At 74.7% G+C, this 25,933-nt stretch carries 24 protein-coding genes; 13 read left to right on the top strand and 11 right to left on the bottom strand.

Annotated features, from left to right (window positions below):
• Positions 1-29 precede the first annotated feature (29 nt).
• Positions 30-1,580 carry an Rv2231c family pyridoxal phosphate-dependent protein CobC gene (gene cobC, locus ACIGXE_RS05610; protein ID WP_399743802.1) on the top strand — a complete coding sequence of 517 codons (1,551 nt, stop codon included), beginning with the start codon at positions 30-32 and terminating at the stop codon, positions 1,578-1,580.
• Between the two features lie 96 nt (positions 1,581-1,676).
• Here cobC and ACIGXE_RS05605 read toward each other — a convergent pair whose 3' ends face one another.
• Positions 1,677-2,636: an SCO1860 family LAETG-anchored protein gene (locus ACIGXE_RS05605; protein ID WP_399743436.1), complete on the bottom strand. Its 960-nt coding sequence runs from the start codon at positions 2,634-2,636 to the stop codon at positions 1,677-1,679.
• A 378-nt stretch (positions 2,637-3,014) separates the two neighbouring features.
• Here ACIGXE_RS05605 and ACIGXE_RS05600 point away from each other — a divergent pair, with 378 nt between their 5' ends.
• Together ACIGXE_RS05600 and ACIGXE_RS05595 are read left to right on the top strand one after the other, a co-directional pair.
• A complete protein-coding gene (locus tag ACIGXE_RS05600; RefSeq protein ID WP_399743433.1) occupies positions 3,015-5,144 on the top strand; it encodes a penicillin acylase family protein in 2,130 nt (709 codons plus the stop codon).
• Positions 5,131-5,694: a GNAT family N-acetyltransferase gene (locus ACIGXE_RS05595; protein ID WP_399743430.1), complete on the top strand. Its 564-nt coding sequence runs from the start codon at positions 5,131-5,133 to the stop codon at positions 5,692-5,694. The genes ACIGXE_RS05600 and ACIGXE_RS05595 overlap by 14 nt, the downstream gene beginning before the upstream one ends.
• A 38-nt stretch (positions 5,695-5,732) precedes the next feature.
• Here ACIGXE_RS05595 and ACIGXE_RS05590 read toward each other — a convergent pair whose 3' ends face one another.
• The 4 genes from ACIGXE_RS05590 to ACIGXE_RS05575 all read right to left on the bottom strand — a co-directional run bounded on the left by ACIGXE_RS05590 (position 5,733) and on the right by ACIGXE_RS05575 (position 9,061).
• On the bottom strand, positions 5,733-6,827 hold the full coding sequence (locus tag ACIGXE_RS05590) for an amidohydrolase family protein (protein ID WP_399743425.1): 1,095 nt from the start codon (positions 6,825-6,827) through the stop codon (positions 5,733-5,735).
• A gap of 32 nt (positions 6,828-6,859) precedes the next feature.
• Positions 6,860-7,384, bottom strand: coding sequence for a DUF3291 domain-containing protein (locus ACIGXE_RS05585; protein WP_399743422.1), 525 nt, complete (start codon positions 7,382-7,384; stop codon positions 6,860-6,862).
• A 32-nt stretch (positions 7,385-7,416) separates the two neighbouring features.
• The gene (locus ACIGXE_RS05580; RefSeq protein ID WP_399743420.1) at positions 7,417-8,082 is read right to left on the bottom strand and encodes a helix-turn-helix transcriptional regulator; all 666 of its coding nucleotides are present in this window, start codon (positions 8,080-8,082) and stop codon (positions 7,417-7,419) included.
• A gap of 82 nt (positions 8,083-8,164) precedes the next feature.
• Complete coding sequence (locus ACIGXE_RS05575) at positions 8,165-9,061, bottom strand: LpqB family beta-propeller domain-containing protein (protein WP_399743417.1); 897 nt, start codon at positions 9,059-9,061, stop codon at positions 8,165-8,167.
• A gap of 496 nt (positions 9,062-9,557) precedes the next feature.
• Here ACIGXE_RS05575 and ACIGXE_RS05570 point away from each other — a divergent pair, with 496 nt between their 5' ends.
• Entirely contained in the window at positions 9,558-10,655 is a 1,098-nt protein-coding gene (locus ACIGXE_RS05570; protein WP_399743799.1) for a pyridoxal-phosphate-dependent aminotransferase family protein, read from the top strand.
• A 57-nt stretch (positions 10,656-10,712) separates the two neighbouring features.
• Here ACIGXE_RS05570 and ACIGXE_RS05565 read toward each other — a convergent pair whose 3' ends face one another.
• On the bottom strand, positions 10,713-11,780 hold the full coding sequence (locus tag ACIGXE_RS05565; RefSeq protein WP_399743414.1) for an alkene reductase: 1,068 nt from the start codon (positions 11,778-11,780) through the stop codon (positions 10,713-10,715).
• 137 nt (positions 11,781-11,917) lie between these two features.
• On the opposite strand from ACIGXE_RS05565, the gene ACIGXE_RS05560 reads away from it, so the two are divergent.
• Positions 11,918-12,448: a MarR family winged helix-turn-helix transcriptional regulator gene (locus tag ACIGXE_RS05560; protein ID WP_399743411.1), complete on the top strand. Its 531-nt coding sequence runs from the start codon at positions 11,918-11,920 to the stop codon at positions 12,446-12,448.
• 63 nt (positions 12,449-12,511) lie between these two features.
• Here the strand turns inward: ACIGXE_RS05560 and ACIGXE_RS05555 are convergent, their stop codons facing one another.
• The 3 genes from ACIGXE_RS05555 to ACIGXE_RS05545 form a co-directional block, all read right to left on the bottom strand.
• Positions 12,512-13,567 carry an aminotransferase class V-fold PLP-dependent enzyme gene (locus tag ACIGXE_RS05555; RefSeq protein ID WP_399743408.1) on the bottom strand — a complete coding sequence of 352 codons (1,056 nt, stop codon included), beginning with the start codon at positions 13,565-13,567 and terminating at the stop codon, positions 12,512-12,514.
• A gap of 94 nt (positions 13,568-13,661) precedes the next feature.
• Positions 13,662-14,357 carry a DsbA family oxidoreductase gene (locus tag ACIGXE_RS05550; RefSeq protein ID WP_399743405.1) on the bottom strand — a complete coding sequence of 232 codons (696 nt, stop codon included), beginning with the start codon at positions 14,355-14,357 and terminating at the stop codon, positions 13,662-13,664.
• 304 nt (positions 14,358-14,661) lie between these two features.
• Positions 14,662-15,576, bottom strand: a complete 915-nt coding sequence (locus tag ACIGXE_RS05545; RefSeq protein ID WP_399743402.1) for an AraC family transcriptional regulator — start codon at positions 15,574-15,576, stop codon at positions 14,662-14,664.
• A 114-nt stretch (positions 15,577-15,690) separates the two neighbouring features.
• On the opposite strand from ACIGXE_RS05545, the gene ACIGXE_RS05540 reads away from it, so the two are divergent.
• Positions 15,691-16,695, top strand: coding sequence for a zinc-dependent alcohol dehydrogenase family protein (locus ACIGXE_RS05540; RefSeq protein WP_399743399.1), 1,005 nt, complete (start codon positions 15,691-15,693; stop codon positions 16,693-16,695).
• A 68-nt stretch (positions 16,696-16,763) separates the two neighbouring features.
• Here ACIGXE_RS05540 and ACIGXE_RS05535 read toward each other — a convergent pair whose 3' ends face one another.
• Positions 16,764-18,257, bottom strand: coding sequence for an aldehyde dehydrogenase (NADP(+)) (locus ACIGXE_RS05535; protein ID WP_399743396.1), 1,494 nt, complete (start codon positions 18,255-18,257; stop codon positions 16,764-16,766).
• A 124-nt stretch (positions 18,258-18,381) separates the two neighbouring features.
• Here ACIGXE_RS05535 and ACIGXE_RS05530 point away from each other — a divergent pair, with 124 nt between their 5' ends.
• The 6 genes from ACIGXE_RS05530 to ACIGXE_RS05505 all read left to right on the top strand — a co-directional run bounded on the left by ACIGXE_RS05530 (position 18,382) and on the right by ACIGXE_RS05505 (position 24,395).
• Complete coding sequence (locus tag ACIGXE_RS05530) at positions 18,382-19,152, top strand: IclR family transcriptional regulator (RefSeq protein WP_399743393.1); 771 nt, start codon at positions 18,382-18,384, stop codon at positions 19,150-19,152.
• Between the two features lie 316 nt (positions 19,153-19,468).
• Positions 19,469-20,464, top strand: a complete 996-nt coding sequence (locus ACIGXE_RS05525; protein ID WP_399743390.1) for a hypothetical protein — start codon at positions 19,469-19,471, stop codon at positions 20,462-20,464.
• Positions 20,461-21,711, top strand: coding sequence for a sensor histidine kinase (locus ACIGXE_RS05520; protein ID WP_399743387.1), 1,251 nt, complete (start codon positions 20,461-20,463; stop codon positions 21,709-21,711). Before ACIGXE_RS05525 ends, ACIGXE_RS05520 begins: the two co-directional genes overlap by 4 nt.
• A 29-nt stretch (positions 21,712-21,740) precedes the next feature.
• Positions 21,741-22,358, top strand: a complete 618-nt coding sequence (locus tag ACIGXE_RS05515) for a response regulator (RefSeq protein WP_399743796.1) — start codon at positions 21,741-21,743, stop codon at positions 22,356-22,358.
• Positions 22,359-22,437: 79 nt separating this feature from the next.
• A complete protein-coding gene (locus tag ACIGXE_RS05510; RefSeq protein ID WP_399743384.1) occupies positions 22,438-23,886 on the top strand; it encodes a peptidoglycan D,D-transpeptidase FtsI family protein in 1,449 nt (482 codons plus the stop codon).
• 74 nt (positions 23,887-23,960) lie between these two features.
• Positions 23,961-24,395 carry a hypothetical protein gene (locus tag ACIGXE_RS05505; RefSeq protein ID WP_399743381.1) on the top strand — a complete coding sequence of 145 codons (435 nt, stop codon included), beginning with the start codon at positions 23,961-23,963 and terminating at the stop codon, positions 24,393-24,395.
• On the opposite strand, the gene ACIGXE_RS05500 is transcribed toward ACIGXE_RS05505, so the two are convergent.
• Positions 24,385-24,969, bottom strand: coding sequence for a TetR/AcrR family transcriptional regulator (locus ACIGXE_RS05500; RefSeq protein WP_399743378.1), 585 nt, complete (start codon positions 24,967-24,969; stop codon positions 24,385-24,387). The two genes, ACIGXE_RS05505 and ACIGXE_RS05500, sit on opposite strands and share 11 nt — an antisense overlap.
• 55 nt (positions 24,970-25,024) lie before the next feature.
• On the opposite strand from ACIGXE_RS05500, the gene ACIGXE_RS05495 reads away from it, so the two are divergent.
• Positions 25,025-25,930 carry a DUF2867 domain-containing protein gene (locus ACIGXE_RS05495; protein WP_399743375.1) on the top strand — a complete coding sequence of 302 codons (906 nt, stop codon included), beginning with the start codon at positions 25,025-25,027 and terminating at the stop codon, positions 25,928-25,930.
• Positions 25,931-25,933: the final 3 nt, after the last annotated feature.

Here is a 25,933-nt window from a genome sequence, read left to right as displayed (position 1 = left end):
GCTCCCCCGCGCACCTCGGGCCGGCGGTCGTGGTGGGCGTCGGCGCCCGGTCGGGGGTCGCCGTGGCGGAGGTGCTCGCGCTCGTGGGGGCGGTGCTGCGCGAGGCGGGGCTGACGGGCGGGGACGTGCGGGCGCTCGCGACGCTCGACGCGCGGGCGGCGGAGCCGGGGATCGCCGGGGCGGCGGCGCGGCTCGGGGTGCCGGTGCGGGCGTTCGGGAGCGCGGAGCTGGCGGCGGTGGCCGTGCCGCATCCCTCCGAGCGGTCGCTGGCCGCCACGGGGACGGCGTCGGTGGCGGAGGCGGCGGCGCTGCGCGGGGCCGGGCCGGGTGCGGTGCTGGTGGTGCCGAAGCGGAAGGGCAGGCGTGTGACCTGCGCCATTGCCCGTTCCGTACCGCTTCGTCCGAACGAAGTCTCCCCAAGCGCACGGTTGTTGCCCGATACTCACGGGTACATCGCTGGCGAGCCCCACCCATCCCCCACACGCGCCATCCCCATCCCCACCCCCCACACGACGGCGGCCATGGACACCCACACTTCTGCTGACGCGCACGATCTCAGACACCACGGCGACGCCGAGGTACGGGACGAGAAGCTGATCGACCTCGCGGTGAACGTGCGGACGAACACCCCGCCGGAGTGGCTGCGGGAGCGGATCGCCGACTCGCTCACGGGCCTCGCGGCCTACCCGGACGGCCGGGCGGCCCGAGCGGCCGTGGCCGAGCGGCACGATCTGCCGGCCCGGCGGGTCCTGCTCACGGCGGGTGCGGCGGAGGCGTTCGTGCTGCTCGCGCGGGCGCTGCCGGTGCGCCGGCCGGTCGTGGTGCATCCGCAGTTCACCGAGCCGGAGGCCGCGCTGCGGGACGCCGGGCACGAGGTGGAGCGGGTGCTGCTGCGCGAGGAGGACGGTTTCCGGCTGGATCCGGCGGCGGTGCCGGAGGACGCGGACCTGGTGGTGATCGGCAATCCGACCAACCCGACCTCCGTGCTGCACCCGGCGGCCGCGATCGCGTCGCTCGCCCGGCCCGGGCGGTGGCTGGTGGTCGACGAGGCGTTCATGGACGCGGTGCCGGGCGAGCGGGAGTCGCTGGCCTCGCGGACGGACGTGCCGGGTCTGGTGGTGCTGCGCAGCCTGACCAAGACCTGGGGTCTGGCGGGGCTGCGGATCGGCTATGTGCTGGCCGAGCCGGAGACTGTCGCCGCGCTGGAGCGCGTACAGCCGCTGTGGCCGGTGTCGACGCCGGCGCTGGTGGCGGCGGAGGCGTGCATGGCGCCGCTGGCGCTGATGGAGGCGGAGGAGGCGGCGCACCGGATCGGTGTGGAGCGGGCGCACCTGCTCGCGGGCCTCGCGGAGTTCGACGAGGTCCGGGCGGTGGCGGCGGCCGAGGGGCCGTTCGTGCTGGTCCGGATCGAGGGCGCGGACGCGGTCCGGGAGCGGCTGCGGTCGCTGGGGTTCGCGGCTCGGCGCGGGGACACGTTCCCGGGGCTCGACCGGAACTGGCTGCGGCTCGCGGTGCGGGACCGGGTGACGACGAACCGGTTCCTGCAGGCCTTGGACCAGGCACTGTTGCTGCTGGGCTGACCGGAGGCCCGGGGCGGGGACGAGGGGCGGTGCCGCGCGGCACCGCCCCTCGTCCGTTCCCCTTGCTTCCCCGTTTCCCCTGTCCCCTCGGGCCGGTCAGCCGCGTGCGCGGGCCCTGCCGCGGGCCAGGACGAGGGCACCGCCGCCCACGCCGAGCAGCAGGAGCGCGCCGCCGGCCAGGTACGGGGTCATGGAGCTGCCGCCGGTCTCGGCGAGGTTCTCGGTGGGGGTGGTGCCTCCGTTGTTCGTGGTCACGCCGGTGGCGTGGCTGGGCTGCCCGGACGGCTGCTGCGAGGGCTGCTCGCCGGGCCGCTCGGTCGGCCGGTTTCCCGCCGGGGTCGCGCAGGTGGCCTCGGCGAGGGTGATCTTGCCCTTGACCTCGGCGACGTTGAGCTTGAGCGGGTTGACCTCCACCGACAGTTCGAGGGCGGTGGCGGCGGCGGTGCGGGAGGTGGTGGAGGTACGGGAGAGGTCGAGGACGACCTCGCCGACGCCGGGCACGGCCACCTTGGTCCGGCCGCCGGTCGACAGGGTCGTCTTCTTGCCGAGGACGGTGACGTGGCCGAGCAGGTTGGACTCGGCGACCGGGCGCCGGCCGGTCTCGCAGACGGCCTTGGAGGTGACCTTCTCCAGCTCGATCAGGGAGAGCAGCGGGAGTCCGGGCACGTGGACGCGGGCCTTGGCGAGGTTGACGTAACCCCTTGCCGTGTTCCCCTCCACGGTCGCCTCGGAGGTGGCGACGTCCGCCTTGAGGATGTCGACGGGGGCGCCGCCCTCCGCGCCCTGGACCTTCACGCTGAGCGCGGTCTTCGCGGCGTCGGCCGGCGCCTCGACCTCGTTGAGGGAGGCGCGCACGGGGACGTTCACCGACTTGTCGAGCAGGTCGACGTCGAGGGTGGTGCGCAGGACGACCGCGGTGGCGTGGCCCTCGCCTCCGCTGCCGCCCGTGGCGTGGGCGGCCGGGGCCGCCAGGACCAGGGGGCCGGCGGCGAGGGCGGCGACGGTGGCCGCGGCGGCGGTCCGGCGGGCGGGCAGGCGGAAGGTGTTGCTGTTCACGACGGTGGAACCCCCACGAGAGACATGGCGTCGCCGGCCGCTCGCCACGGGGACTGTGGGTCACTGCGGCCTCGGCGACTTGAGACACCGGAATCTTTACGCACTCTGGGTGAACTGGCGGACACCCGGCGTGAGTTCACCCCAAAGGGTGGTTTCCGTGCTCTTTTTCGAATCTTTCGACACGGGCGTTCCCGCACGCCCCGTACGTAGCGGCGCGCGCGGGCGCGAGGGCGCCCACCTGGAGAAGGTGAAAAACGACGCACGCCGGACGGAGGTAACGGATCGTCAACCCACCACGTACACCCCCCGCCCGCGATCCTGTAGATTAATTTAGGTCAGCCTAACCTAAGAAACGAAGAACCGATCGGGCGGTACGCAGTGAGCATCGAGGTCCACCGGGACGCCTGGGGCGTCCCGCATCTGCGCGCCGCCGACCCGCGCGAACTGGCTCGGGCCCAGGGTCTGGTGACCGCGCGGGACCGGGCCTGGCAGCTGGAGGTCGAGCGGCACCGGGCGCAGGGCACCACGGCGGAGTTCCTCGGCGCGGCCGAGACCGGCTGGGACACCTTCGTCCGCCAGGCCCGGCTGGCCGACACCGCGCGCCGCTGCCACGACCGGCTGGATCCGGACACGGCCGCATGGGTGCGGGCCTACGTGGACGGCGTCAACGAGGGCCTGGCGGCGGGCGCCCGCCGCGCGCCGGAGTTCGGGCGGACGGGCCTGGAGCCGGGGCGCTGGGAGCCGTGGACACCGCTCGCCGTGTGGCTCTCCACCCACATCCTGTTCGCCGGCTTCCCCACCAAGCTGTGGCGGGAGCGGGTCGCGCAGCGGCTCGGCGAGGAGTGGACGGAGCTCTTCGCCACGGACGGCCCGGGCACGGCGGGCTCCAACGGCTGGCTGCTCTCCGGCGCCCGCACGGCGAGCGGCGCGCCGCTCGTCGCCGGCGACCCGCACCGCTTCATCGAGGCGCCGGGGGTCTACCAGCAGATCCGCCTCGCCTGTCCCGAGTACGACGTGCTCGGCCTGGCCGTCCCCGGCGTCCCCGGCCTCGCCCACTTCGGCCACGCCGGCCGGGTCGCCTGGGCGATCACCAACGCGATGGCCGACTACCAGGACCTCTACCGCGAACGCCTCCGCCGCCACCCCGACGGCCGGGTCGAGGCGCTCGGCCCGGAGGGCTGGGAACCGGCCACCGCGCACCAGGAGTCGGTGCGCGTGAAGGACGCCGGGGCGCCCGTCGGGATCGAGGTCGTCGAGACGGCGCGGGGCCCGGTGATCATCGGCGCGGAGGGCGGCGCCCCGGCGGCCCATGTCGTCGACGGCGCCCCGGCTGCCGATCTCGTCGAATGGGAGGCGATCAGTCTTCGCCACCCGCCCCGCGTCACCGGTGAGCTGGGCTTCTCCGCGCTGCCCGCGCTGCTCGCCGCGCGGAGTGCGGCGGACGTGGACCGGGCGCTGGAGCGGTGGGTCGAGCCCGTGAACGTCGTGCAGGCGGCGGACGTCGACGGGGGGCTGCTGCACCGGGTCGCCGGCTGGGTGCCGGTACGCGACCGGGCCAACTCCCTGCGGGTCGTGCCGGCCTGGGAGGCGGGACATGCCTGGGCGCCGCTGCCCGCGCCGACGCCCCGGGCCGAGGTCGAGGGGTACGCCGTGATGGCCAACGCGCGGGGGCTCGCCGCGCCGCTGGGCGTCGAGTTCGCGCCGCCGCACCGGGCCGAGCGGATCTCCGCCCTGCTCGACGCCTCCACGTCCTGGACACCGGCCACGACGGCCGCCGTCCACGCCGACACCGACAACCCGTCCGCCCGCCGGCTGCTCCGGGTGATCGAGGAGACCGCCGAGGACGGGCTGTCCGCCGGCGCGCGGGCCGTGCGCGGCGCGCTGCTCGGCTGGGACCGGCGGATGGCGGCCGACAGCACGGACGCCGGCCGGTACGCCGCGGTGCGCGGGGCGGTCGTACGGCGGCTCGCCGCGCACGAGGCCTTCGCCGCGCTGCGCGAACCGGAGCCGGGTCCGGAGCTGTTCGCACCCTGGCTCGCGCTCGGCGCACGGGTCGCCTTCGCCCTGGAGACGCTGCTGGTCGCCGGCCCCGTACCGGCCGGCGACGTGCGCCGGATCGTGCGGGAGGCCCTGGAGGAGGTCGGGGCCGGAGCCGCCCCGCCCGCCTGGGGCGTCACGCACCGGCTCGCGCCCTGGCAGGCGCTGCGCGACGAGGAGGAGGACGCCGCCGACGCCCGCTGGCCGGGCCTCGCCGGCGACCACGACTGCGTGCTGTCGACGTCCAGCGTCCCCGGCTTCACCGACCGCGCCGCCCGCGCGTCCGCCGCCCGCTGCGTGTGGGACCTGGCGGACCGCGAAAGGAGCCTGTGGGTCGTCCCGTTCGGCGCCTCCGGGGTGCCCGGCGACCCGCACCACCGCGACCAGCTCCCCCTCTGGCTGCGGGGCGCACTCGCCCCCGTCGTCACCGACTGGAACGACCTCGCGAAGGAAGAGCATGAGCAGAACTGAGCACGTCCAGACCGTCGAGGGCTTCGGCACCGTCCGCGTCGACCGCGTCGATCCCGAGCGCGACGCCGCCCTCATCCACGGCTGGGTGAACGAGGAGCGCGCCCGCTTCTGGGGCATGAACGGCACGACCGTCGAGCAGGTGCGCGAGATCTACGCGCACCTCGACTCCCTCACCACCCACCACGGCTTCCTGGTGCACCGGGACGACGTGCCGGTCGCGCTCTTCCAGACGTACGACCCCGAGGCCGACCGGGTCTCCGAGTGCTACGAGGTACGGCCGGGCGACATCGGCGTGCACCTGTTCGTCGCGCCCTCGGCCGCCCCGGAGCGGAACTTCACGGAGGGACTCCTCACGGCCCTGATCGACTTCGCGCTGACCGGACGCACCCGGATCGTCGGCGAGCCGGACGCCGCCAACGAGAAGGCGGTCACCCGGCTCGCGCGGGCCGGCTTCGAACTGGGCCCGGAGGTCGTGCTGCCCGAGGTGGACCTGCCGGAGGTGTTCATCCCGGAGAAGAAGGCGCGGCTGGCCTTCTACAGCAGGGGCTGAGTGACGACGGTCGGCCGGCCGCGGTGGGCCGGTGGGCGTCAGCCGATCACCCGGCCGTTGACGATCACCCGCCGGGGCGCCGCGAGGACCCGGACGTCGGCACGCGGGTCCTCGCCGTAGACGACGAGGTCGGCCGGGGCGCCCTCCTCCAGGCCGGGACGGCCCAGCCAGGAGCGGGCGCGCCAGGCGGTGGCCGAGAGGGCGTCCAGGGCGGGGATGCCCGCCTTGGTCAGCTCCTCGACCTCGGCGGCGACCAGGCCGTGCGGGAGGGAGCCGCCCGCGTCGGTGCCGACGAAGACCGGGATGCCCGCGTCCCAGGCCGAGCGGACCGTGTCGTAACGGCGCTCGTGGAGCCGGCGCATGTGCGCGGACCAGCGGGGGAACTTCTCCTGGCCGCCGTCGGCGAGGTGCGGGAAGGTCGCGATGTTGACCAGGGTGGGGACGATGGCGACCCCGCGCTCGGCGAAGAGCGGGATGGTCTCCTCGGTGAGGCCGGTCGCGTGCTCGATGCAGTCGATGCCCGCCTCGACCAGGTCCCGCAGCGAGTCCTCGGCGAAGCAGTGCGCGGTCACGCGGGCGCCGAGCCGGTGCGCCTCGGCGATGGCCGCCTCGACCTCGGCGCGCGGCCAGGACGGGGCGAGGTCGCCGAGGTCGCGGTCGATCCAGTCGCCGACCAGCTTGACCCAGCCGTCACCGCGCCGCGCCTCGCGCCCGACGTGGGCGACGAGCTCGGCGGGCTCGATCTCGTGGGCATAGTTGCGGATGTAGCGGCGGGTGCGGGCGATGTGCCGGCCCGCGCGGATGATCTTCGGCAGGTCCTCGCGCTCGTCGATCCAGCGGGTGTCGGAGGGCGAGCCCGCGTCGCGGATGAGCAGGGTGCCCGCGTCCCGGTCGGTGAGGGCCTGCTTCTCGGCGGTGGCCTCGTCGACGGGGCCGTGCCGGTCGAGTCCGACATGGCAGTGGGCGTCGACGAGACCGGGCAGCGCCCAGCCCTCGACGGTCAGGACGTCCCGGGCCGGGCCCGCGGGCCGCTCGAACGTGACGCGTCCGTCGACGCACCACAGCTCGTCCCGGACGTCCTCCGGGCCGACGAGCACCCGCCCCTTCACATGCAGCACCACGTGATCGCTCATACCCGCACTCTACGAGCGCCGGTCCGGGGGAATCACGGGGCGGCCGGAGAAGTCACCGCACCACCGCCCGCCGGCACGGCCCGAAGGTGCGGGGCGGCCTCGGCGGCGGTGTAGGAGGAGGCGAAGGTGAACGCCCGCGGCGAGGGACCGTCGGCACGCAGTTCGGCGAGCCGCTCCAGGGCCTCGTCGACGGTCGGGACGTGACCGGCGGGTACCCACCAGAGCACCATGTGCGCCTCGACGTGCCGTTCGAACCACGCGCGGCGCTGCCGCATCACCTCCAGATGCCCGCTGCGGTACGTGAAGTCCCACAGCGCCTCCTGCGTCTCCCACACCGACAGGTTGACGATGACGTGCTCCCCCGCCGGGCGCAGGCCGGTGGCGTCGACCGCTCCCTCCTCCACGAGCCGCCACACGAAGCCGGGCGCGCTGTCCGCGGCGGCGTTGACCGGCTGGAGCATCTCGACGAACGGCGCGATGCGCGGGTCGTCGATGGGGTGACGGAGCGTGGCGACGTTGAGCTCGGCCAGGTGGGCGGCGGGCACGGGTGAGGTCATGGCCTCATCCCAGCACGCCGCCGTTTTCTATGTCAATCGCCATTGTTTTTAGAAGTGACCACCACACAGCACTCCCCCGGCCGGGCGTCCATCCGGGCCTCGACCGGGCCGTCCGCACCCAGGAGCCCCTCGAGCAGCGCGAGGTTCATGCCGCAGACCAGCGGCGGGAAGGCCTCGGCGACGGCATGGAAGGGGCAGTTGCGCATCCGGACGACCCGCCCGGCGGTCTCGCTCGTCTCCACGTACGGCTCGTAGCCGCGTTCGGCCAGCGCCTCCACGGCCTCTTCGAGCCCGCCGCAGGGCTCCACCGAGCGCCGCAGGGCCTCACCCCTGCGGCGCGCCGCCGCGCAGAGGCCGGCGTCCAGCCCGGCCTCCTCCGCGGCCTCGGCGAGCAGTTCGGCGGCGGTGCGGTAGTCGCGGGCGGGCAGGGACACGGACCGCTCGGCCCGCGCCCGCGTGTACACCTTGGCCGGCCGGCCCGCCCCCGGCCCCGAGCGGCCGGTCAGGCGGCGACTGCCGCTCTCCAGCAGCCCGGCATCGGTCAGCTTGTCGAGGTGGTGCGCGGCGAGCGTCCGCGCCACCCCCGCCGCCTCGGCGGCCTCGTTGCGGCCGACCTCGCGCCCCTGCGCCACCACGTACTCGTACAGGCGACGCCGCACCGGATCCTGCAGTGCGGCGATCGCGTCGATGTCCTTCACCCTGCCATTCTAAGAACAACCGGGGTCGGAGATAGAGCTCCCGGCCGGCCTCGCGAGCCCGGCACGGTCCGCGAGGAAGGCCTCAGGGGCGCCAGTCGGCCTCCAGGTCGTGCGTGTCGGCCTTGGTGAGCTGGGTGAGCGCGGTGCCGTCGGCCCGGACCAGGAAGAGGTGCTCGGGGTCCGCGTCGTCCGTACCGCCCCGGGTGAAGACCAGCCGCCGGCCGTCCGGCGACCAGGAGGGATTCTTGTCGTTGGCGCGGGCCGAGGTGATGCGGTGCGTGCCCGAGCCGTCGGGGCGGATCACGTAGAGGTGGGCGAAGCCGGTGGCGTCGACCCGGCTGAAGACGATCCGGTTGCCGCTCGACCAGTCCGGCGTCCAGTCGTGGGAGCCGGCCAGGGTGATCGGCGTCTGCACGAGACTGGACAGCTGGATCCGCATCAGCCTGCTGGTGCCCGAGGCGATGTCCGCGCGGCTGAACGCCAGGTTCTTGCCGTCCGGGGACCACGTCGGGTGGAACTCGTCCTGCGCGGAGTAGGTGAGCCGGGTCGCGGGGGTGCCGTCGACGTCGGCCACGTAGAGCTCGCGCTGGCTGTCGACCGGCTTCGAGTAGGCGATCCGCTTGCCGTCCGGGGACCAGGCGGGGTCGGAGGCGCCCTCGGTGCCGGGCACGGGCTTCAGGTCGCCGCCCGTGCTCTTCATCGTCCAGATGCCGTCGATCGCACCTCCGGAGCCGTACCGGAGGAACGCCACCCGCTTGCCGTCCGGGGACCAGCTGGGCATCACGTCGCTGACGGCGGGGGTGTGGGTGAGCTTCACGGGCGCGCCGCCGGCCGGGGAGATCGCGTACAGGTCCTCGACCGGCGCCGCCATGCTGTAGCGGGCGAAGACGATCGGCCGGTCCACGGGCACCACCCGCACCGGTACGGCGCCCGGCCGCACCACCCCGGTCACGGCGCCCGGCGCCAGGGCCCCGGACATCACTGACATCCCGGACGCCCCAGGGACCCCGGCCGCCCCTGCCGCTCCCGCGGCCCCGGCGGAACCGACCATCAGCGGTGCGGCGACGGCGAGTGCCGCGGCGGCCACGCCCGCCCGGCGCAGCCGGGCACGGCCGCCGGCGCCGCTTCCCTCGGCGCCGCCGGATCTGCCGCTTCTCTCACTTCTCCCGGTTCTCCGCACCATGGTGTCCACCCCGTTTTCCTCCCGGCGGCCCCCTGCGGCGCCGCTCCGGCCCGCAACATCCCACCGACGGGGCCCGGGGGGAAGCGCGCGGGCCCGGCGGTACGGGCCCTGTGACACGTTCCGCACATCACCGTGACGGGGGGCCGCGCGACGCCGCCCCGGCCGGCGGCGCCGGGGAGCGCGGCGGAGGTCCGGTGCCCGTGCGGCGGCGGGTGGAGCCTTTACGCTGGCACGAGCTCGATCCCGATGTATGCGACACGCATTCGACACCGAAGAAGGCACCGCCGTGACCGTGACACACCCGCTGCTGGACCTGGCCCCGCTGACCGCCGCGCAGTTCGCGTCGATCGAGCGGCGGGTCGCCGCGCTGCTCTCCACCGAGCAGGACGTGGTGATCACCCAGGGCGAGGCGCTGCTGCCGCTGGAGGGCTGCATCCGCAGCGGTGCCCGGGCGGGCTCGACGGCGCTGAACGTGGTCACCGGTCCGTACGGGCAGACCTTCGGCAACTGGCTGCGGGACTGCGGGGCCACGGTGGTGGACCTGGAGGTGCCGTTCCACACGGCGGTGACGGCCGAGCAGGTGGCGCGGGCGTTCGACGAGCACCCGGAGATCGACTTCGTGTCGCTGGTGCACGCCGAGGCGGCGACCGGCAACACCAACCCGGTCGCGGAGATCGGCGAGGTGGTGCGGGCCCACGACGCGCTGTTCTACCTGGACGCGGTGGCGTCGATCGGCGCCGAGCCGGTGCTGCCGGACGCCTGGGGCGTCGACATGTGCATCATCGGCGCCCAGAAGGCGATGGGCGGCCCGGCGGGCGTCTCGGCGGTGTCGGTGAGCGAGCGGGCCTGGGCGCGCTTCGCCGCCAACCCGGCCGCGCCGCGCCGCTCGTACCTCTCCCTCCTGGACTGGAAGGAGCGCTGGATCGACGGCGGCCGCAAGGCGCTGCTGCACGCCCCGGCGCAGCTGGAGATGCTGGCCCTGGAGGCCTGCCTGGAGCGGATCGAGGCGGAGGGCCGGGACGCGCTGATGGCCCGGCACGCCTCGGCCGCCGCGGCGACCCGGGCGGGCGCGCTGGCGCTGGGCGGGGGTCTGGAGCCGTACGTGTACGAGGCGAAGGACGCGGCCCCGGTGGCGACGACGCTGCGGACGCCGGCCGGGGTGGACGCCTCGGAGCTGGTGGCGAAGGCGCTGGCGGCGGACCCGTCGCTGCCGCTGATCGCGGGCGGCGGGGCGCTGGCCAAGGAGATGATCCGGGTGAACCACTACGGCGTGGACGCGGCCCCGGGCGCGGTGCGGTCCTCGCTCGCGGCGCTGGGCGCGGCGCTCGCGGAGACGGGGCGCGCGGTGGACCTGGAGGGCGCGAGCCGGGCGGTCACCGCGGCGTGGTGAGGCCTGTCCGGACCTGATCCGCCGGACGGCCGCCGGACCGGGTGACCGCCCCGGCGGCTACAGCGACGGGTAGTCGGTGTAGCCGCGGTGGTCGCCTCCGAAGAAGCCGGCCCGGTCGGGGGTGTTGTACGGGCCGCCGGCCCGGAGCCGGGCGGGCAGGTCCGGGTTGGCGAGGAAGAGGGCGCCGTAGGCGACGATGTCGGCGGTGCCGTCCTCGATCAGGGCGAGGGACTCGGGGCCGGTGGGGCCTTCGGTGTGCGGGTTGAGGACGAAGGTGCCGGAGAACCGCTTGCGCAGGTCGAGGGTCAGCTCGCGGGTGCCGGGCACGGCCTCGGTGAGGTGCAGGTAGGCGATGCCGAGCGGGTCGATCGCGTCGACGAGGGCGGTGTAGAGCTCCTCGGTGTCGCTCTCGGCGATGTCGTTGTACGGGTTGGCCGGGGAGATCCGCAGTCCGGTGCGCTCCGGACCGATGGCGTCGGCGACTGCCCTGACGACCTCGACGGCGAAGCGGATGCGGTTCTCGACCGGGCCGCCCCACTCGTCGGTGCGGTGGTTGGAGCCGGTGGCCAGGAACTGGTGGACGAGGTAGCCGTTGGCACCGTGGATCTCGACGCCGTCGAAGCCGGCCTCGACGGCGTTGCGCGCGGCGGCGGCGAAGCCCTCGATCGTCTCGCGCACCTCGTCGGCGGTGAGCTCGCGCGGGGCTACGAAGTCGGTGAGCCCGGCGCCCGTGAAGAGCTGTCCGGCCGGGGTGACGGCGGAGGGGCCGACCGGGTGGAGGCCGTCGCCGAGGACGTCGGGGTGGCTGATCCGGCCGGCGTGCATCAGCTGGGCGAAGATCCGCCCGCCGCGCTCGTGGACGGCGTCGGTGACCTCGCGCCAGGCCGCGACCTGGTCGGCGCTGTGCAGTCCGGGAGTGGCGGGGTAGCCCTGGCCCACGGCCGTGGGCTGGACGCCCTCGGTGATGATCAGGCCGGCGGAGGCGCGCTGCGCGTAGTACTCGGCGGTCAGCTGGGTGGGGATGCGGCGGGTGGCCTCGGCCCGGCTCCGGGTCATGGGGGCCATGGCGATGCGGTTGACGAGGCGGGTGCCGGCGAGGTCGACGGGGTCGAAGGCAGTGGTCACGGTGTCCCCTCGGGGAAATTATGTGGTCGGCCAAGTATGTGGTCGCGACGCCACTGTAACCCATTTACTTGGCCAGCCAAGGTAATCTTGGGCAAAAGAGCTCGCACGACGAGACCACGCCCGAGGAGTGAGCCGCGATGTCTGGAAACGACCCCTTCTGTACCACCCCGGTGGAGCACCTCCCGTCCGCGGCGCGCGGCGGGCCGGTGAGCCACGCCCTGTCGCGGGTGGCCCGGGCGCACCGGATCGCGGCGGGGCGGCGGCTGAAGGAGCTGGGCCTCTATCCGGGCCAGGAGTTCCTGATGATGGCGCTCTGGGACTGCGGCCCGGTGCGGCAGTCCGTGCTCATCCAGTCGCTCGGACTCGACCCGTCGACCGTGACGAAGATGCTCCAGCGGCTGGAGCAGTGCGGGCACGTGCTCCGTCGCCCCGACCCGGCCGACCGGCGGGCCGTGCTCGTCGAGGCGACGGAGGAGGGCGAGGCGCTGCGGGCCCGGGTCGAGGACGTCTGGCGCGACCTGGAGGAGTACTCCCTGACCGGCCTCACGCCCGCCGAACGCGCGGACCTCGCCCAGCTCCTCGCCCGCCTGGAGGAGAACCTGTGCCACGAGACGGGCGAGTGCGCACCGCGGGCGGCGGAGGCGGTGAAGTCGGCGAAGGCGCCGTGAGCGGCGGAGGCTCCGTGAGCGGCGGCCCCGGGAAGCCGTGGGCGGGCGGGGCCGCGCGGGGTCTCAGCCGGCCAGGACCTCCAGGGCCCGGTCCACGTCCGCCGAGGAGTTGTAGAGGTGGAACGAGGCCCGCAGGTTGCCGTCGCGGACCGAGAGCAGGACGCCCGCCTCGCGGAGCGCGTCACGGCGGTCGCCGAGACCGGGAACGCCGACGACCGTCGAGTCGTCGGCCACCGGGGCGTGACCGAGCGCGGTGAGACCGGACCGGAAGCGGGCGGCGAGCGCCTTGTTGTGGGCCTCGACGCGCTCGATGCCGATCTCCTCCAGGAGCGCGAGCGAGCGGGCGGCGCCGTGGTACGACAGGAAGGCCGGGGGCTCGTCGAAGCGCCGCGCCGAGCGGGCCAGTTCGCGCACCGGGCCGTAGCTGTTGACCCACAGCTCCTCGCCGGTGACCCACCCGGCGTGGACGGGCAGCAGCGCGTCCTGCGCCTCCTCCGTGACGGTCAGGAAGGATGCCCCGCGCGGGCAGAGCAGGTACTTGTAGCCGCCGGAGACGGTGAAGTCCCACTCCCCCGCGTACAGCGGGAGCCAGCCCGCCGACTGGGTGGCGTCGAGCAGGGTGCGGGCCCCGTGCGCCGCCGCGGCGGCGCGGATCGCGGCGAAGTCGGCCGTCCGGCCGTCGGAGGACTGCACGGCGGAGAAGGCGACGAGCGCGGTCTCCGGGCGCACGGACTCGGCGAGCCGCTCCAGCGGCACGAAGCGGATCTTCAGGTCGCCGCGGACGGTGAACGGCGTGATGACGGAGGAGAAGTCGCCCTCCGGGAAGAGGATCTCGGCGCCGGCCGGCATGGACTGCGCCACCATGCCGACGTGGACGGAGACCGAGCTGCCGACCGCGACCCGGTCGGGGGTGACGTGGGCGAGGCGGGCGAAGGCGGCCCGGGCCTCGTCGACGACGTCGAAGCTGCCGGCGCCGTCGGGGCGGCCGGCCGCGGTCTCCTCGGCGAGGAGGACGACCGCCTCGATCGTGCGGCGGGGCAGCAGCGCGCAGGCGGAGGTGTTGAGGTACGTCGACGTCGGGGCGAACTCGGCTCCGCCCAACGGGTCCAGGGAATCCATGCCTTCCAGCCTGGATTCCCCACGACCTTCCGTCAATCGGTATCGATCATGGGGAATCCCCGGGACCTTCTCGCGTCCGGCCGGGCGGGGCGGCTCAGCAGTTGGCGCCGTCGATGTCGCAGGCGGCCGCGTCGCCGCCGACCGGCTGCAGGGCACGGCCGGCCCAGGCCTGCTCCAGGGCCTGGGTGAAGACCTCGGCGGGCTGGCCTCCGGAGACGCCGTACGTGCGGTCCAGGACGAAGAACGGCACGCCGTTGGCGCCCAGTTCGGCCGCCTCGCGCTCGTCGGCCCGCACGGCGTCGGCGTACGCGCTCTCGTCGGCGAGCACCGCACGGACCTCGGCCTCGTCGAGACCCGCCTCGACGGCGAGGGTCACCAGGGTCTCGGCGTCGAAGACGGAGCGCTCCTCGGCGAAGTTCGCCCGGTAGGCGAGGTCCAGGAGCTCGTTCTGCCGGCCGCGGTCCTTCGCCAGGTGCAGCAGGCGGTGGATGTCGAAGGTGTTGCCGTGGTCACGGCCCTCCGTGCGGTAGTCCAGGCCCTCGGAGTGGGCGTTGGAGGCGACGTGGGCCTCCATGGCGCGGGCCTCGTCGAGGGTGCGCCCGTACTTCTGGGCGAGCATCTGCAGGACGGGGCCGGTGTCGCCCTTCGGGCGGTTCGGGTCGAGCTCGAAGGAGCGGTGCACGACCTCGATCTCGTCGCGGTGGGCGAAGGCCGCGAGCCCCTTCTCGAAGCGGGCCTTGCCGATGTAGCACCAGGGGCAGGCGATGTCGCTCCAGATCTCGACGCGCATGGTGTGGCTTCTCTCCTGGACGGGGTGGTGGGCGGGGTGTTCCGTGGCGGGAACGCCCCCACCCGCCGGAATCATTCCGCCGCGGCGGCCGGTGTGAGGCGGAGCACGGGGTGGGTCCCGTAGCGCGGGGTGTCGGGGTCGGGGGTCCCGACCGCGGCCGCGGAGAAGGCCTCCCCCGTAGGGCCGGTCCGCCCGGAGCCCGTACGGCCGTGACCCGCGGGACGCGCCCCCGCGGGACGCGCCCCCGCCGGACGGGCCCGCCGTGCGGCACGGCCGTACCCGCCCGCCGGACCGGCCGAAGCGCTCAGCCCGCCCTGCGGTACTGCCCCGGGGCCACGCCGTACTCCCGCTTGAAGGCCTTGGCGAAGGCGAACTCCGAGGAGTAGCCGGAGCGCTGGGCCACGGTCCGCAGCGGCAGGTCGTCGGTGCGGAGCAGCCGGCCGGCCGTGGTCATCCGCCACCAGGTGAGGTACGCGAGCGGGGGCCGGCCCACCAGGGCGGTGAAGCGGCGGGCGAAGGCGGCGCGGGAGAGTCCGCCGAGGGCGCCGAGCTCCTCGACCGTCCAGGGGCGGGCGGGGTCGTCGTGGAGGGCGCGCAGGGCGCCGGCGACGGCGGGGTCGCCGAGCGCGGCGGACCAGCCGGTGGACCGGTCGGCGCACTCGGTCAGCCACCAGGTGCGCAGCAGGTAGAGCAGCAGGGTGTCGAGGAGGGCGGGGACGATCGCGTCGGAGCCGGGCCGGGGTTCGGCGAGTTCGGCGCCGAGCAGGTCGACGGCGGCGCGCAGCCGGGGGTGGGCGCCGACCCTGGCGGGGATGTGGACGTACGGCGGCAGCTCGGTGAGCAGCGGATGGGCGCGGGACCGGCTCAGCTGGTACGCGCCGCACAGCAGCAGGGTCTCGTCGGCGCCGACGGGCCCGCGGTCGGACGAGGTGGGCCAGGAGCCGTCGGGGGCGGGGACGGCGTCGACCAGCGGGGTGCCGGGGTGGTCGGCGAGGCCGTGGCCGGTGCCGTGGGCGAGCAGCACGACGTCGCCGGGGCCGAGCCGGACCGGCGCCGTGTCGTCCGGGGACAGCAGCCAGGCGGCGCCCTGGAGGACGACGTGGAATCCGGCGCCCTTGCTGGGCGGGAAGCGAAGGCCCCAGGGCGCGAACCTGACCGTACGGGAGGAGTGGGGGCGCCCGGCGCGCATGGCGGTGATGGCATCGCTCAGTACGTCCATGCCCGCACGCTACTCCGCGCCCGGAGCCGTCATCCGGTGGGCGAGACGATCGGACATGGGGGCGAGCCGAGGAGACATGGAACGTCTCCGTCTGCCCCGCCTAGCGTCTCGGGCATGGCAACTGACATGCAGACGAGGGCGGTTCTGTTCCACGAGCTCGGCGGTCCGGAGGTGCTGACCGTCGAGGAGATCGCGCTCCCGGAGCCCGGCCCGGGCGAGGTGCGGGTGCGGGTCGAGGCGCTCGGCCTCAACCGGGCCGAGGCGCTGTTCCGCGCGGGCACGTACTACTACCGGGCCACGCTTCCCGGCTCGCGGCTCGGCTACGAGGCGGCGGGCCTCGTGGAGGAGGTCGGCGAGGGCGTGACGGGGTTCGCCCCGGGCGACCTGGTGCTGGCCGCGGCCAACTTCGACTTCGGCGTGCACGGGGTCTACGCGGAGCGGGTGGTCCTGCCGCAGGAGTACCTGGTGCCGCGCCCCGCGGGGGTGGACGCGGTGGCGGGGGCGGCGGCCTGGCTCACGTACTCGACGGCGTACGGCGGCATGGTGGAGGCGGGCGGACTGCGGCCCGGCGACCACGTGGTGATCACCGGCGCGTCCAGCGGGGTCGGCACGGCGGCGATCCAGACGGCGCTGCGGATCGGCGCCGTGCCGATCGCCGCCACCCGCGGGGCGTCGAAGCGCGGGCGGCTGCTCGGCCTGGGCGCTCCGCACGTGGTCGTCACCGATGAGGAGGACCTGGTCGACGCGGTGGGCGGGATCACCGGGGGCCGGGGCGCGGACCTCGTCTTCGACGCGGTCGGCGGCCCCGGTTTCGCCCGGCTGGGCGGGGCGCTGCGCCCGGAGGGCACGGCGGTGCTCTACGGCTGGCTGGACCACCGGCCGGCCGAGGTGCCGATGCAGTGGCCGCTGACCGTGCGCGGCTACGCCAACGGCGCGGTGGTGCGGACGGCCGAGGGGCGCGCCCGGATGGCCGGGTTCATCGGCTCCGGGCTGCGCGACGGTTCGCTGGCACCGGTCGTCGCCGAGACCTTCGAGGGTCTGGACGCGCTGCCCGACGCCCACCGGCTGATGGAGTCCGGCACCCACACCGGGAAGATCGTGGTGCGGGTGCCGCACTGACGGCTCTGACGGCTCTGACGATCGTGGGGCCGTGCGGCCAAGGGCCGTCAGGCCGTCCGGCCGCACGGTCAGTGCCGGGGCACCCCCAGCGGGTTGTCGTCCCGCAGTTCGGGTGGCAGCAGGTGGTCCGGGGTCGACTGGTAGGTGACCGGGCGCAGCCAGCGCTCGATCGCGGTGCCGCCGACGGAGGTGAAGGGCGAGGTGGTGGCCGGGTAGGGCCCGCCGTGGTGCTGGGCGTCGGCCACCGCGACGCCGGTGGGCCAGCCGTTGACGAGGATCCGCCCGGCCAGCGGGGTGAGTTCGGCCAGGAGGGACGCGGCCTCGGGGTCCTCGTCGGCCGTCTGGAGCGTCGCGGTGAGGTTGCCGGGGACCAGGGCGAGGACGGCGCTGATCTCCTCGCGCGAGGAGTAGCGGGCGACCAGCGTGACCGGGCCGAAGGTCTCCTGGAGGAGCGTGTGCCGGTCGCCGTCGAGCAGGACGGCGGCGTCGGTGAGCAGGAAGCCCGGCGCGACGGCCTCCGGGCTCGCGGGCCCGGGGTGGACGGGGGCGGTGACCCCTGCCACCTGCGCGTCCTCGTAGGTCGCGGTGAGGAAGTGACCGCGCATCCGGCGCGACAGCATCACGCCCGGTTCGACGTCGCCGAGGGCCTCGGTCAGGGCGGTCGTGACACGGTCGCCCGCCTCGCCCGCCGGGGCCAGGACGAAGCCGGGCTTGGTGCAGAACTGGCCCATGCCCTGCGTCATGGAGGCGGCGAGCCCGGCGCCGATCTCCTCGGCTCGCTCCTCGGCGGCGGCCTCGGTGATCACCACCGGGTTGAGCGAGCCGAGTTCGCCGTGGAAGGGGATGGGGACGGGGCGCGCGGCGGCGGCGTCGAACAGCGCCCGGCCGCCCCCCACCGAGCCGGTGAAGCCCGCGGCGGCGACCAGCGGGTGACGGACCAGCTCCACGCCCGCGTCGAAGCCGTGCACGAGGACGACGGCGTCCTCCGGCAGCCCGGCCTCGACGGCGGCCCGGCGCAGCAGCGCGGCGCAGAGTTCGGAGGTCGCCGGGTGGTACGGGTGCGCCTTGACGACGACGGGGCAGCCGGCGGCCAGCGCGCTCGCGGTGTCGCCGCCGGGCACGGAGAAGGCGAGCGGGAAGTTGCTGGCGGCGTAGACGGCGACGACGCCGAGCGGGATCTTCATGCGCCGCAGGTCGGGCGTGGGCGGTGTGGTCGTGGGGTCGGGCCGGGAGATCCGTACGTCCAGAAAGGCGGCCTCGTCGACGATGTCGGCGAAGTAGCGCAACTGGGCCGTGGTGCGGGCGAGTTCGCCCACGAGCCGGGCCGGACCGAGCGCGGTCTCGGCGTCGGCGGCCTCGACGACCTTGTCGCGGGCCGCGTCGAGCCGGTCGGCCGCGCCGCGCAGCAGGGCCGCGCGGGCCTTGCGGTCGGCGAGCGCGCCGCGGGTCGCGTGCGCGGCGCGTACGGCCCGGTCGACCTCCTCCGCGGAGGCCTCCTCCGCGACCTGCTCCCGCTCCTTCCCCGTCCGGGGGTCCACACTCCACACTGGTTCTGCCGCCACGGCACGCCCCTCGCCCACGTCGTTCGGTATTCTGAACGCGGTCCCTGTAGGTGAATCCGACACGGGGACTCTATGGACGGCCGAGCCGTCTCCACAAGAGGCTTCCGGAAGAGGGGCGAGGGCGATGTCGACCAACGACGCGGGTGGGGCCCAGGTCAAGTCCGCCGTGCGGACAGTGGAGTTGCTGGAGTACTTCGCCGGCCGGCCCGGCATGCACTCGCTCGCCGCCGTCCAGGAGGCCGTCGGCTACCCCAAGTCCAGCCTCTACATGCTGCTGCGCACCCTCGTCGAACTCGGCTGGGTGGAGACGGACGCGACCGGCACCCGGTACGGCATCGGGGTGCGCGCGCTGCTCGTCGGCACCTCGTACATCGACGGCGACGAGGTGGTGGCCGCCGCCCGGCCCACGCTCGACCGGCTCTCCGACGACACCACCGAGACCATCCATCTGGCCCGGCTCGACGGCACCAACGTGGTCTACCTGGCGACCCGCCAGTCCCAGCACTACCTGCGCCCCTTCACCCGGGTGGGGCGCCGGCTGCCCGCCCACTCCACCTCCCTCGGCAAGGCGCTGCTCGCCACCCACAGCGACGAGCAGGTCCGCAAGCTGCTCCCGGAGACGCTGCCCGCGCTCACCGAGCACACGATCACCGACCGCGAGCGGCTGATCGAGGAGCTGCACGTCATCCGGGAGCAGGGCTACGCGGTGGACCGCGAGGAGAACACCCTGGGCCTGCGCTGCTTCGGCATCGCGATCCCGTACCGGACCCCGGCGCGCGACGCCATCAGCTGCTCGGTGCCGGTGGCCCGGCTGACCCCGGGGCACGAACAGCTCATCAAGGACGCCCTGTTCGACGCCCGCGACCGGCTCGCCCTGGCGACCCGCCGGCTCTAGGCCCTGGCGTCGGACTCCCTTCTCCCCGGCCCCTAGGGGCGCCTCGGAGAGCCGGTCCGGCCGGAGCCGCCCTCCGCCGCCCCTCGGGGGCGCCCCGGAGAGCCCGTCCGTCGGAGCCGCCCCCTCCCCCGGGGGCGCCCCGGAGACCTGTCCGGCCGGAGCCGCCCTCCGCCACACCCCACGGGGGCGCCCCCCACCCCTCGGGGGCGCCCCGGAGAGCCGCCCTCTCGGTCGGAGCCGCCCTCCCCCGCGCGGCGGAGGCGGTTCGTCATCGCGCACGAGGTGCCGGACCGGTCCCCGACGCGAGGGTGGGGACATGACGACACCGACCCTCCCCGCCACCACCGCCGCCCCCGCCCGCGCGAGCGGACTCCGCCGGACGCTGCGGGCCCTGGCCGCCCTCGGCTGCCTGCCCTACATCGTCCTCAAGGTCGCCTGGGTGGCCGGCAGCACGGTCGGCATCCCCGAGGGCAGCGTGCTGCTCGACCACCCGACGCTGATGGCGGTCGCCAACGCGACCTCCGTGCTCGCCGACGCGATCGTCGTGCTCCTCGCGACGCTCCTCACCCGGCCGTGGGGCCTACGGGTGCGCGCCTGGTTGCTGCTGCTGCCGGTGTGGGCCGCCATCGGGCTGATCGCACCGATCATGCTGGGCTACCCGGCGCAGCTCCTCGTGGCCCCCTTCGCCGCGTCCGACGCCGGCCCCGCCGCCGCTCCCGTGGCGGACTTCCTCGACCCCTGGGTCTTCCCGGTCGTCTACGGCGGCTTCATCGTCCAGGGCCTGAACCTGGGCATCCTCTTCGTCCTCTACGCCCGGGACCGCTGGGGTCACGTCTGGGCGGGGCGCCTCGGCGACCTGCCGGCCGGCGTGAGCGGCCCCGTCGTCCGTGCCTGCGCGCTCGCCGCCGCGGTGCTCGGCCTCGCCCCGGCCACCCTGCACCTGCTGTGGGCGGGCGGGACGACCTGGGGTCTCGCCCCTGACTACGCCTCCGGTTACGACGCCGACCAGGCGGTCGTCGACGTCATGCGCGCCTTCTTCCTGATCGTCGCCGGCCTCGCCGGCCTCGCCCTCGCCCTGCGTCGCCCCGCGGGTCTGCGGGTGCGCGGCGCGATGGCCGTGGCATGGGTGGCCTCGGGCGCGGCCGGGTGCTGGGGCGCGTACATGACCCTGGTCGCGTCGATGCCGCAGACCGATGGCGGAAAGGAGCCGACGGCCGTCATGGTCACCGCCTACGCTGGCGAAATGATCATCGGATTCCTGCTGGCCGGCTGCCTGGCCGTGGTCCTGAGCCGGCGGAGCCGGACCGCATGAGACGGGTCGGCGACGCCCTGTTCGGGCAACGGGCCAGACGGCGCTGGCTCCATCTCATTGTCGGCGGCGCCCTGTTCATGCCGTACTGGCTGGTGGGCACCCTGGTCGTGGCCCCGTTCGCGGACGGGCGGTCGATGTTCTCCAACAGCCTGGTCGTGCAGTTCGGCGCCTACGCCGTGGGGTTGCCGCTCGCCGCGGTCACGGCGCTCTTCCCACTGACCCGGCCGATGTCGGTGGCGGCGGCCCGGGCGCTGTGCGCGGTGCCGGGCGAGCGCTTCGCGGACGGGCCGGCCCGCGGGCGCGCGGCGCAGGCCCGTACGGCCGGCTGGTTCACGCTGCACCTCGGCGTCGGGGCCCTGGTCAGCGGGGCGTCGCTGGCCCTGCCGCCGTTCGCGCTCGCCGTGGCGGCGCTGCCGTTCTCGGCGGGGCTGCGCGCCTCCGAGCTCGGCGCCTTCTGGGGCCTGGACCGGCCGTGGCTCGCCTGGGCCGGGCTGCCGCTGGGGATCCTCATGCTCCTCGGGCTCGCCGCGACCGCGGCGGCGGCCGGCGCGCTGCTCGCCGGGGCGGCGCCCCGGCTGCTCGGGCCGAGTCCGGCCGACCGGCTCGCCGCGGCCGAGCGGCGCGCCGCCGAACTGGCCGTGCGCAACCGGCTCGCCCGCGAACTGCACGACTCGGTCGGGCACGCGCTGAGCGCCGTCACCCTGCAGGCGGGCGCGGCCCGCCGGGTCCTCGACACGGGCGCCGCCGACCTCGACTTCGTACGGGAGGCGCTGACCGCCATCGAGCGGACCACCCGCCGCACGGTCGGTGAACTGGACGCGGTGCTCGGCCTGTTGCGCAGCGGCGAGGACGACGGCGAGCTCGGGGCTCCGGGCCTGGACGCGCTCGACGCGCTGGTGCAGGGAGCCGGGCCGCGGGTGGCGCTCACCGTGCGCGGGGACCTGGCGGGGCTGCCGGGACCGGTGTCGCGCGAGGCCTACCGGATCGTGCAGGAGGGGCTGACCAACGCCGTGCGGTACGCGCGGGAGGAGACGGTGACGGCGCGGATCGCGCTGTCGGGGGACGAACTGGAGATCACGATGGAGAATCCGATGCCCGGCACGGCGCCGGTGGCCCGCCCGGACGGCGGGCGCGGTCTGCGCGGTGTCGCCGAGCGGGCCCGGCTGCTCGGCGGCACCGCCCAGGCGGGGCCGGTGGACGGTGTGTGGCGGCTCGCCGCGCGACTGCCGGTGGGGAGCGCGCGGTGATCCGGATCGTGCTCGCGGACGACGAGCGGATGGTGCGGACGGCGCTGCGGGTGATCCTGGACGCGGAGCCGGACCTGGAGGTCGTCGGGGAGGCGGCCACCGGCGCCGAGGCCGTGTCGGTGGTGCGCGAGCTGCGGCCGGACGTGGTCCTGATGGACGTGCGGATGCCGGAGATCGACGGCATCCAGGCGACCCGGCGGATCCTGTCCGCCCCCGAGGGGCCCCGGATCGTGGTCGTGACCACCTTCGAGAACGACGCGTACGTGTACGACGCGCTGCGGGTGGGCGCGGCCGGCTTCCTGCTCAAGCGGGCCGCCCCTGAGGAGCTGGTGAGCGCGGTCCGGCTGGTCGCCTCCAGCGACTCGCTGCTCTACCCGGCGGCGGTCCGCGGTCTGGCCGCCGAGCACGCCCGGCGTCATCCGCCGTCCGCCCCCGCGTGGGCGGCCCGGCTCACCGACCGGGAGGCGGAGGTACTGCGGCGGATGGCGAAGGGCCTGACCAACGCGGAGATCGCCGAGGGCATGGGCGTGGGCCCTGCGACGGTGAAGACCCATGTGGCCTCGGTCCTGGCGAAGACGGGCACCCGGGACCGTACGCAGGCGGTGATCGCGGCCTACGAGTCGGGCTTCATCCGGCCGAACGCCTGACGGGGCCCCACATGAAGGTTCCCTGAAAACCGGACACATCCGGAACGCCGCCCGTCGGCCCGTTCGTCCCGCATACGGGATGAACAAGACGATCAGGCGTGCCTCGGTCTTCACGCTTCTCCTGGTGCTCGCCCTGCTCGGCCGGGCCACCTGGGTGCAGGCGTACGAAGGCAAGGCCCTCGCGAACGAGAAGAACAACCGGCGGAAGGTCATCGCGCAGTACGCGCAGCCGCTCGGGAACATCGTCGTGGCCGGTTCGCCGGTCACCGGATCGAAGGAGACGAAGGGCGGCGACCTCGCGTACAAGCGGGTCTACACGGACGGCGCGCTGTACGCGGCCGTCACCGGCTACAGCTCGCAGGCCTACGGGGCGACGCAGCTGGAGGGCATCTACGCCGACGTCCTCGACGGCACCGACAGCCGGCTGAAGAACCCGCTGGACGCGCTGACCGGCAAGCGGACGGAGCCCGGCACGGTGCTGACGACCGTCGACCCGGCCGTGCAGAAGGCCGGCTACCGGGCGCTCGGGAACAAGAAGGGCGCGGCCGTCGCCATCGACCCGAAGACCGGCCGGATCCTCGGGATGGTGTCGACGCCCTCGTACGACCCGTCGAAGATCGCCGGCCTGACGGACGGGAAGGAGTGGCAGCGGCTCACCGAGGACGAGGACAAGCCGCTGGTCAACCGCGCGCTGCGGCAGCCGCTGCCGCCGGGTTCGACGTTCAAGCTGGTGGTCGCGGCGGCGGCGCTGGAGGACGGGCTCTACGGCTCGGTGGACACGGCGACGCGCAGCCCGAACCCGTACACGCTGCCGGGCACCCGGACCGTGCTGAGGAACGAGAACTCCTCGGCGCCGTGCGAGAACGCGACCATCCGCACCGCGCTGCGCTACTCCTGCAACAACGTCTTCGCGAAGATGGCCGTGGACCTCGGCCAGGACAAGGTGAAGGCGATGGCCGAGAGGTTCGGCTTCGACGACAAGGAGCTGGACGTCCCCGTCCGCGCCTATCCGAGTGTGTACCCGTCCGACATGGACAAGGCGCAGACGGCCCTCACGGGCATCGGCCAGTTCGACGTGACGGCCACCCCGCTGCAGATGGCCATGGTGTCGGCGGCCATCGCCAACGACGGTCTGCTGGCGAGCCCGCACATGGTCTCCCGGGTCGTCGACTCCGACGGCGACGCCCTGCGGACCTACGAGGACGGCCGGACCCGGCGGATCGTCTCCTCCGCGACGGCGGAGCAGCTGCGCAGCGCGATGAGGACCGTGGTCGACGAGGGCACCGGCACCAACGCGGCGATCAGCGGGGTGGAGGTCGGCGGCAAGACCGGCACCGCCCAGCACGGCGAGAACAACAGCAAGACGCCGTACGCCTGGTTCACCTCGTACGCGAAGGACCCGGACACCGGCAAGGAGGTCGCGGTCGCGGTGATGATCGAGGACTCGGGCGCGGCACGTTCGGAGGTCAGCGGCAACGGGCTGGCGGCGCCGGTGGCGCAGAAGATGATGAAGGCCGCCCTGAAGTGAGCCCGGGCGGGCCGAAGTGACGTGAAGCGGGGGCCGGTTGGTTCGCGGCCCCCGCCTCACGATATGCAGGGGGCATGTTCACGACCGCACGCCTGCCCCGCTCCCCGTCCGGCTGGACCATGGCCGTCTTCGGCGTCCTCGCCGCCGGCCTGGGCCTGGTGGGCCTCGTCTCCCCCGACACGACGATCCGTCTCATGGGGCTGACACCCCTGTCCGAGGCGAGCCGCGCGGACGACGACCACACCCTGCTCTTCCTGACCGCCTCCTCGATGGCGGCCCTCAACATGGACGTCTACTACGTCCTGGCCGCTCTCGCCGACTGGCGGGCCTTCTTCCGCTGGACGGTCCCCTTCCGCCTGCTCACCTGCACCGTGTTCACCCTCGCCGTCGTCACCGGCCGGGCCCCGGCGGGCTTCCTCGGCGTGGGGCTGTGGGAGGGCGCCGGCGCCCTGGTGACGGGCGCGGCGCTGCGGTACGAGTCCCGGCGGGCGGCCCGGGTCAGCGCGTGAGCAGCGCGGCCGTCACCGTGTCCAGGTAGGCGGGGTCGGTCGGCAGGAAGCCCGGGACGGCGTGCGCGAGCTGGGCGTGGCCCACGTAGCTGGTGTAGGCCAGGGCGCCGCGGCGGCGGGCCTCGGGCGGCGGGAAGCCGAGCCGTTCGAAGAGGTGGGCGAGATAGCCGACCCGGCGCTCGGTGACGCGGGCGAGCGCCGCCGCGACCTCGGGGTGGTCGCTCGCGGCGAGCAGCCGTACCTCCAGGGGGTCCTCGGCGGCGGAGGCGGTCGCGGCGCGCAGGAGCGTGCCGAGGCGGGCCTCGGGCTCGGGTTCGGCGGCCTCCATGGCGGTGATGACCCGCTCGGTGGAGAGCTCCTCCCAGCGGGCGAGGGCGGCCGCGACGAGCGCGTCCCGGTTGGCGAAGTGCCAGTAGAAGCTGCCCTTGGTGGTGCCCAGGCGGGCCGCGAGGGGTTCCACCGCGACCGCGGCGAGGCCGCGTTCGGCGAACGCGGCGAGGGCCGCGTCCGCCCAGTCGTCGGCGGTGAGGCGCTTGCGGGTGCGCCGTTCCTTGGGGGCCGGGGTCTCGCGCATGTTTCCGTACGGTACCGTACGGTCGGAACATACGCTCCCGTATGGAGGTGCGGTCATGGCTCGCACGCGCACGGTTCGCAACGTCCACCGGAGAGTCGTCGAGGCTCCGGCCGAGACCGTCGGCGCCCTCGTCGACCGGCTCGCCGGGCCGGACGACCCCCTCTTCCCCACCCCGGTCTGGCCCGAGATGGTCCTCGACCGTCCGCTCGCCGTCGGCGCCGCCGGCGGTCACGGCCGGGTCCGCTACCGGGTCACCGCCTACGAGCCGGGCCGGTCCGTGCGGTTCGACACCACCGACCCCGGCATCGGCGAGGGCTACCACCGCTTCGACGTCGAGCCCCTCGGCCCGGACCGCTGCCAGGTGTCCCACGTCCTCGAACTGGACATGGGCGGACGGGCGTTCGCGGTGTGGAAGCTGGCGATCCAGGTCGTCCACGACACGATGGTCGAGGAGATCCTCGACAACGTGGAGCGCGCCGCCCTCGGCCGCCTGCCCCACCCGCCGACCCGCCGGACGCCGCGCGCTCGCCTGCTCAACCGCCTCTTCTGGGCGCGGCCGACCGCCGTCCCCGTCCCCGACGACGCCCGCCTGCTGCACGACGCCGTCGAGCGGCCCGACTTCACCGACGCCTGGCGCATGCCGCTGAAGCCCGGCATGGACCGCGACCCGGCGGCCTGGCGGCACGTGCTGCCCGCCGCCGTCCAGGGCACCGCCGAGCGCGAGCTGATGCTCGGCGAGGACGCCTCCCACCTGGACTACCGCGCCTCCCTCCTGATCGACGCGGACGGGGTCACCCTGGCCAGCGCCGTACGACTCCACAACGCGCGCGGACGGCTCTACTTCGCGCTGGTGCGCCCCTTCCACCCGTTCGCGGCCCGGCTGATGCTGTGGCGGGCGCACCGGCGGGTGGCGTACGCGACCCGGCCCGCCGGCGAACGGAACGCCACGGCCACGATCTAGGGC

The sequence above is a fragment of the Streptomyces sp. NPDC053431 genome (genome assembly GCF_044544925.1).
Classification (GTDB): Bacteria; Actinomycetota; Actinomycetes; order Streptomycetales; family Streptomycetaceae; genus Streptomyces.
Note: the sequence above shows the minus strand (reverse complement) of the source record. Positions and strands in the feature narration are given on the sequence as shown.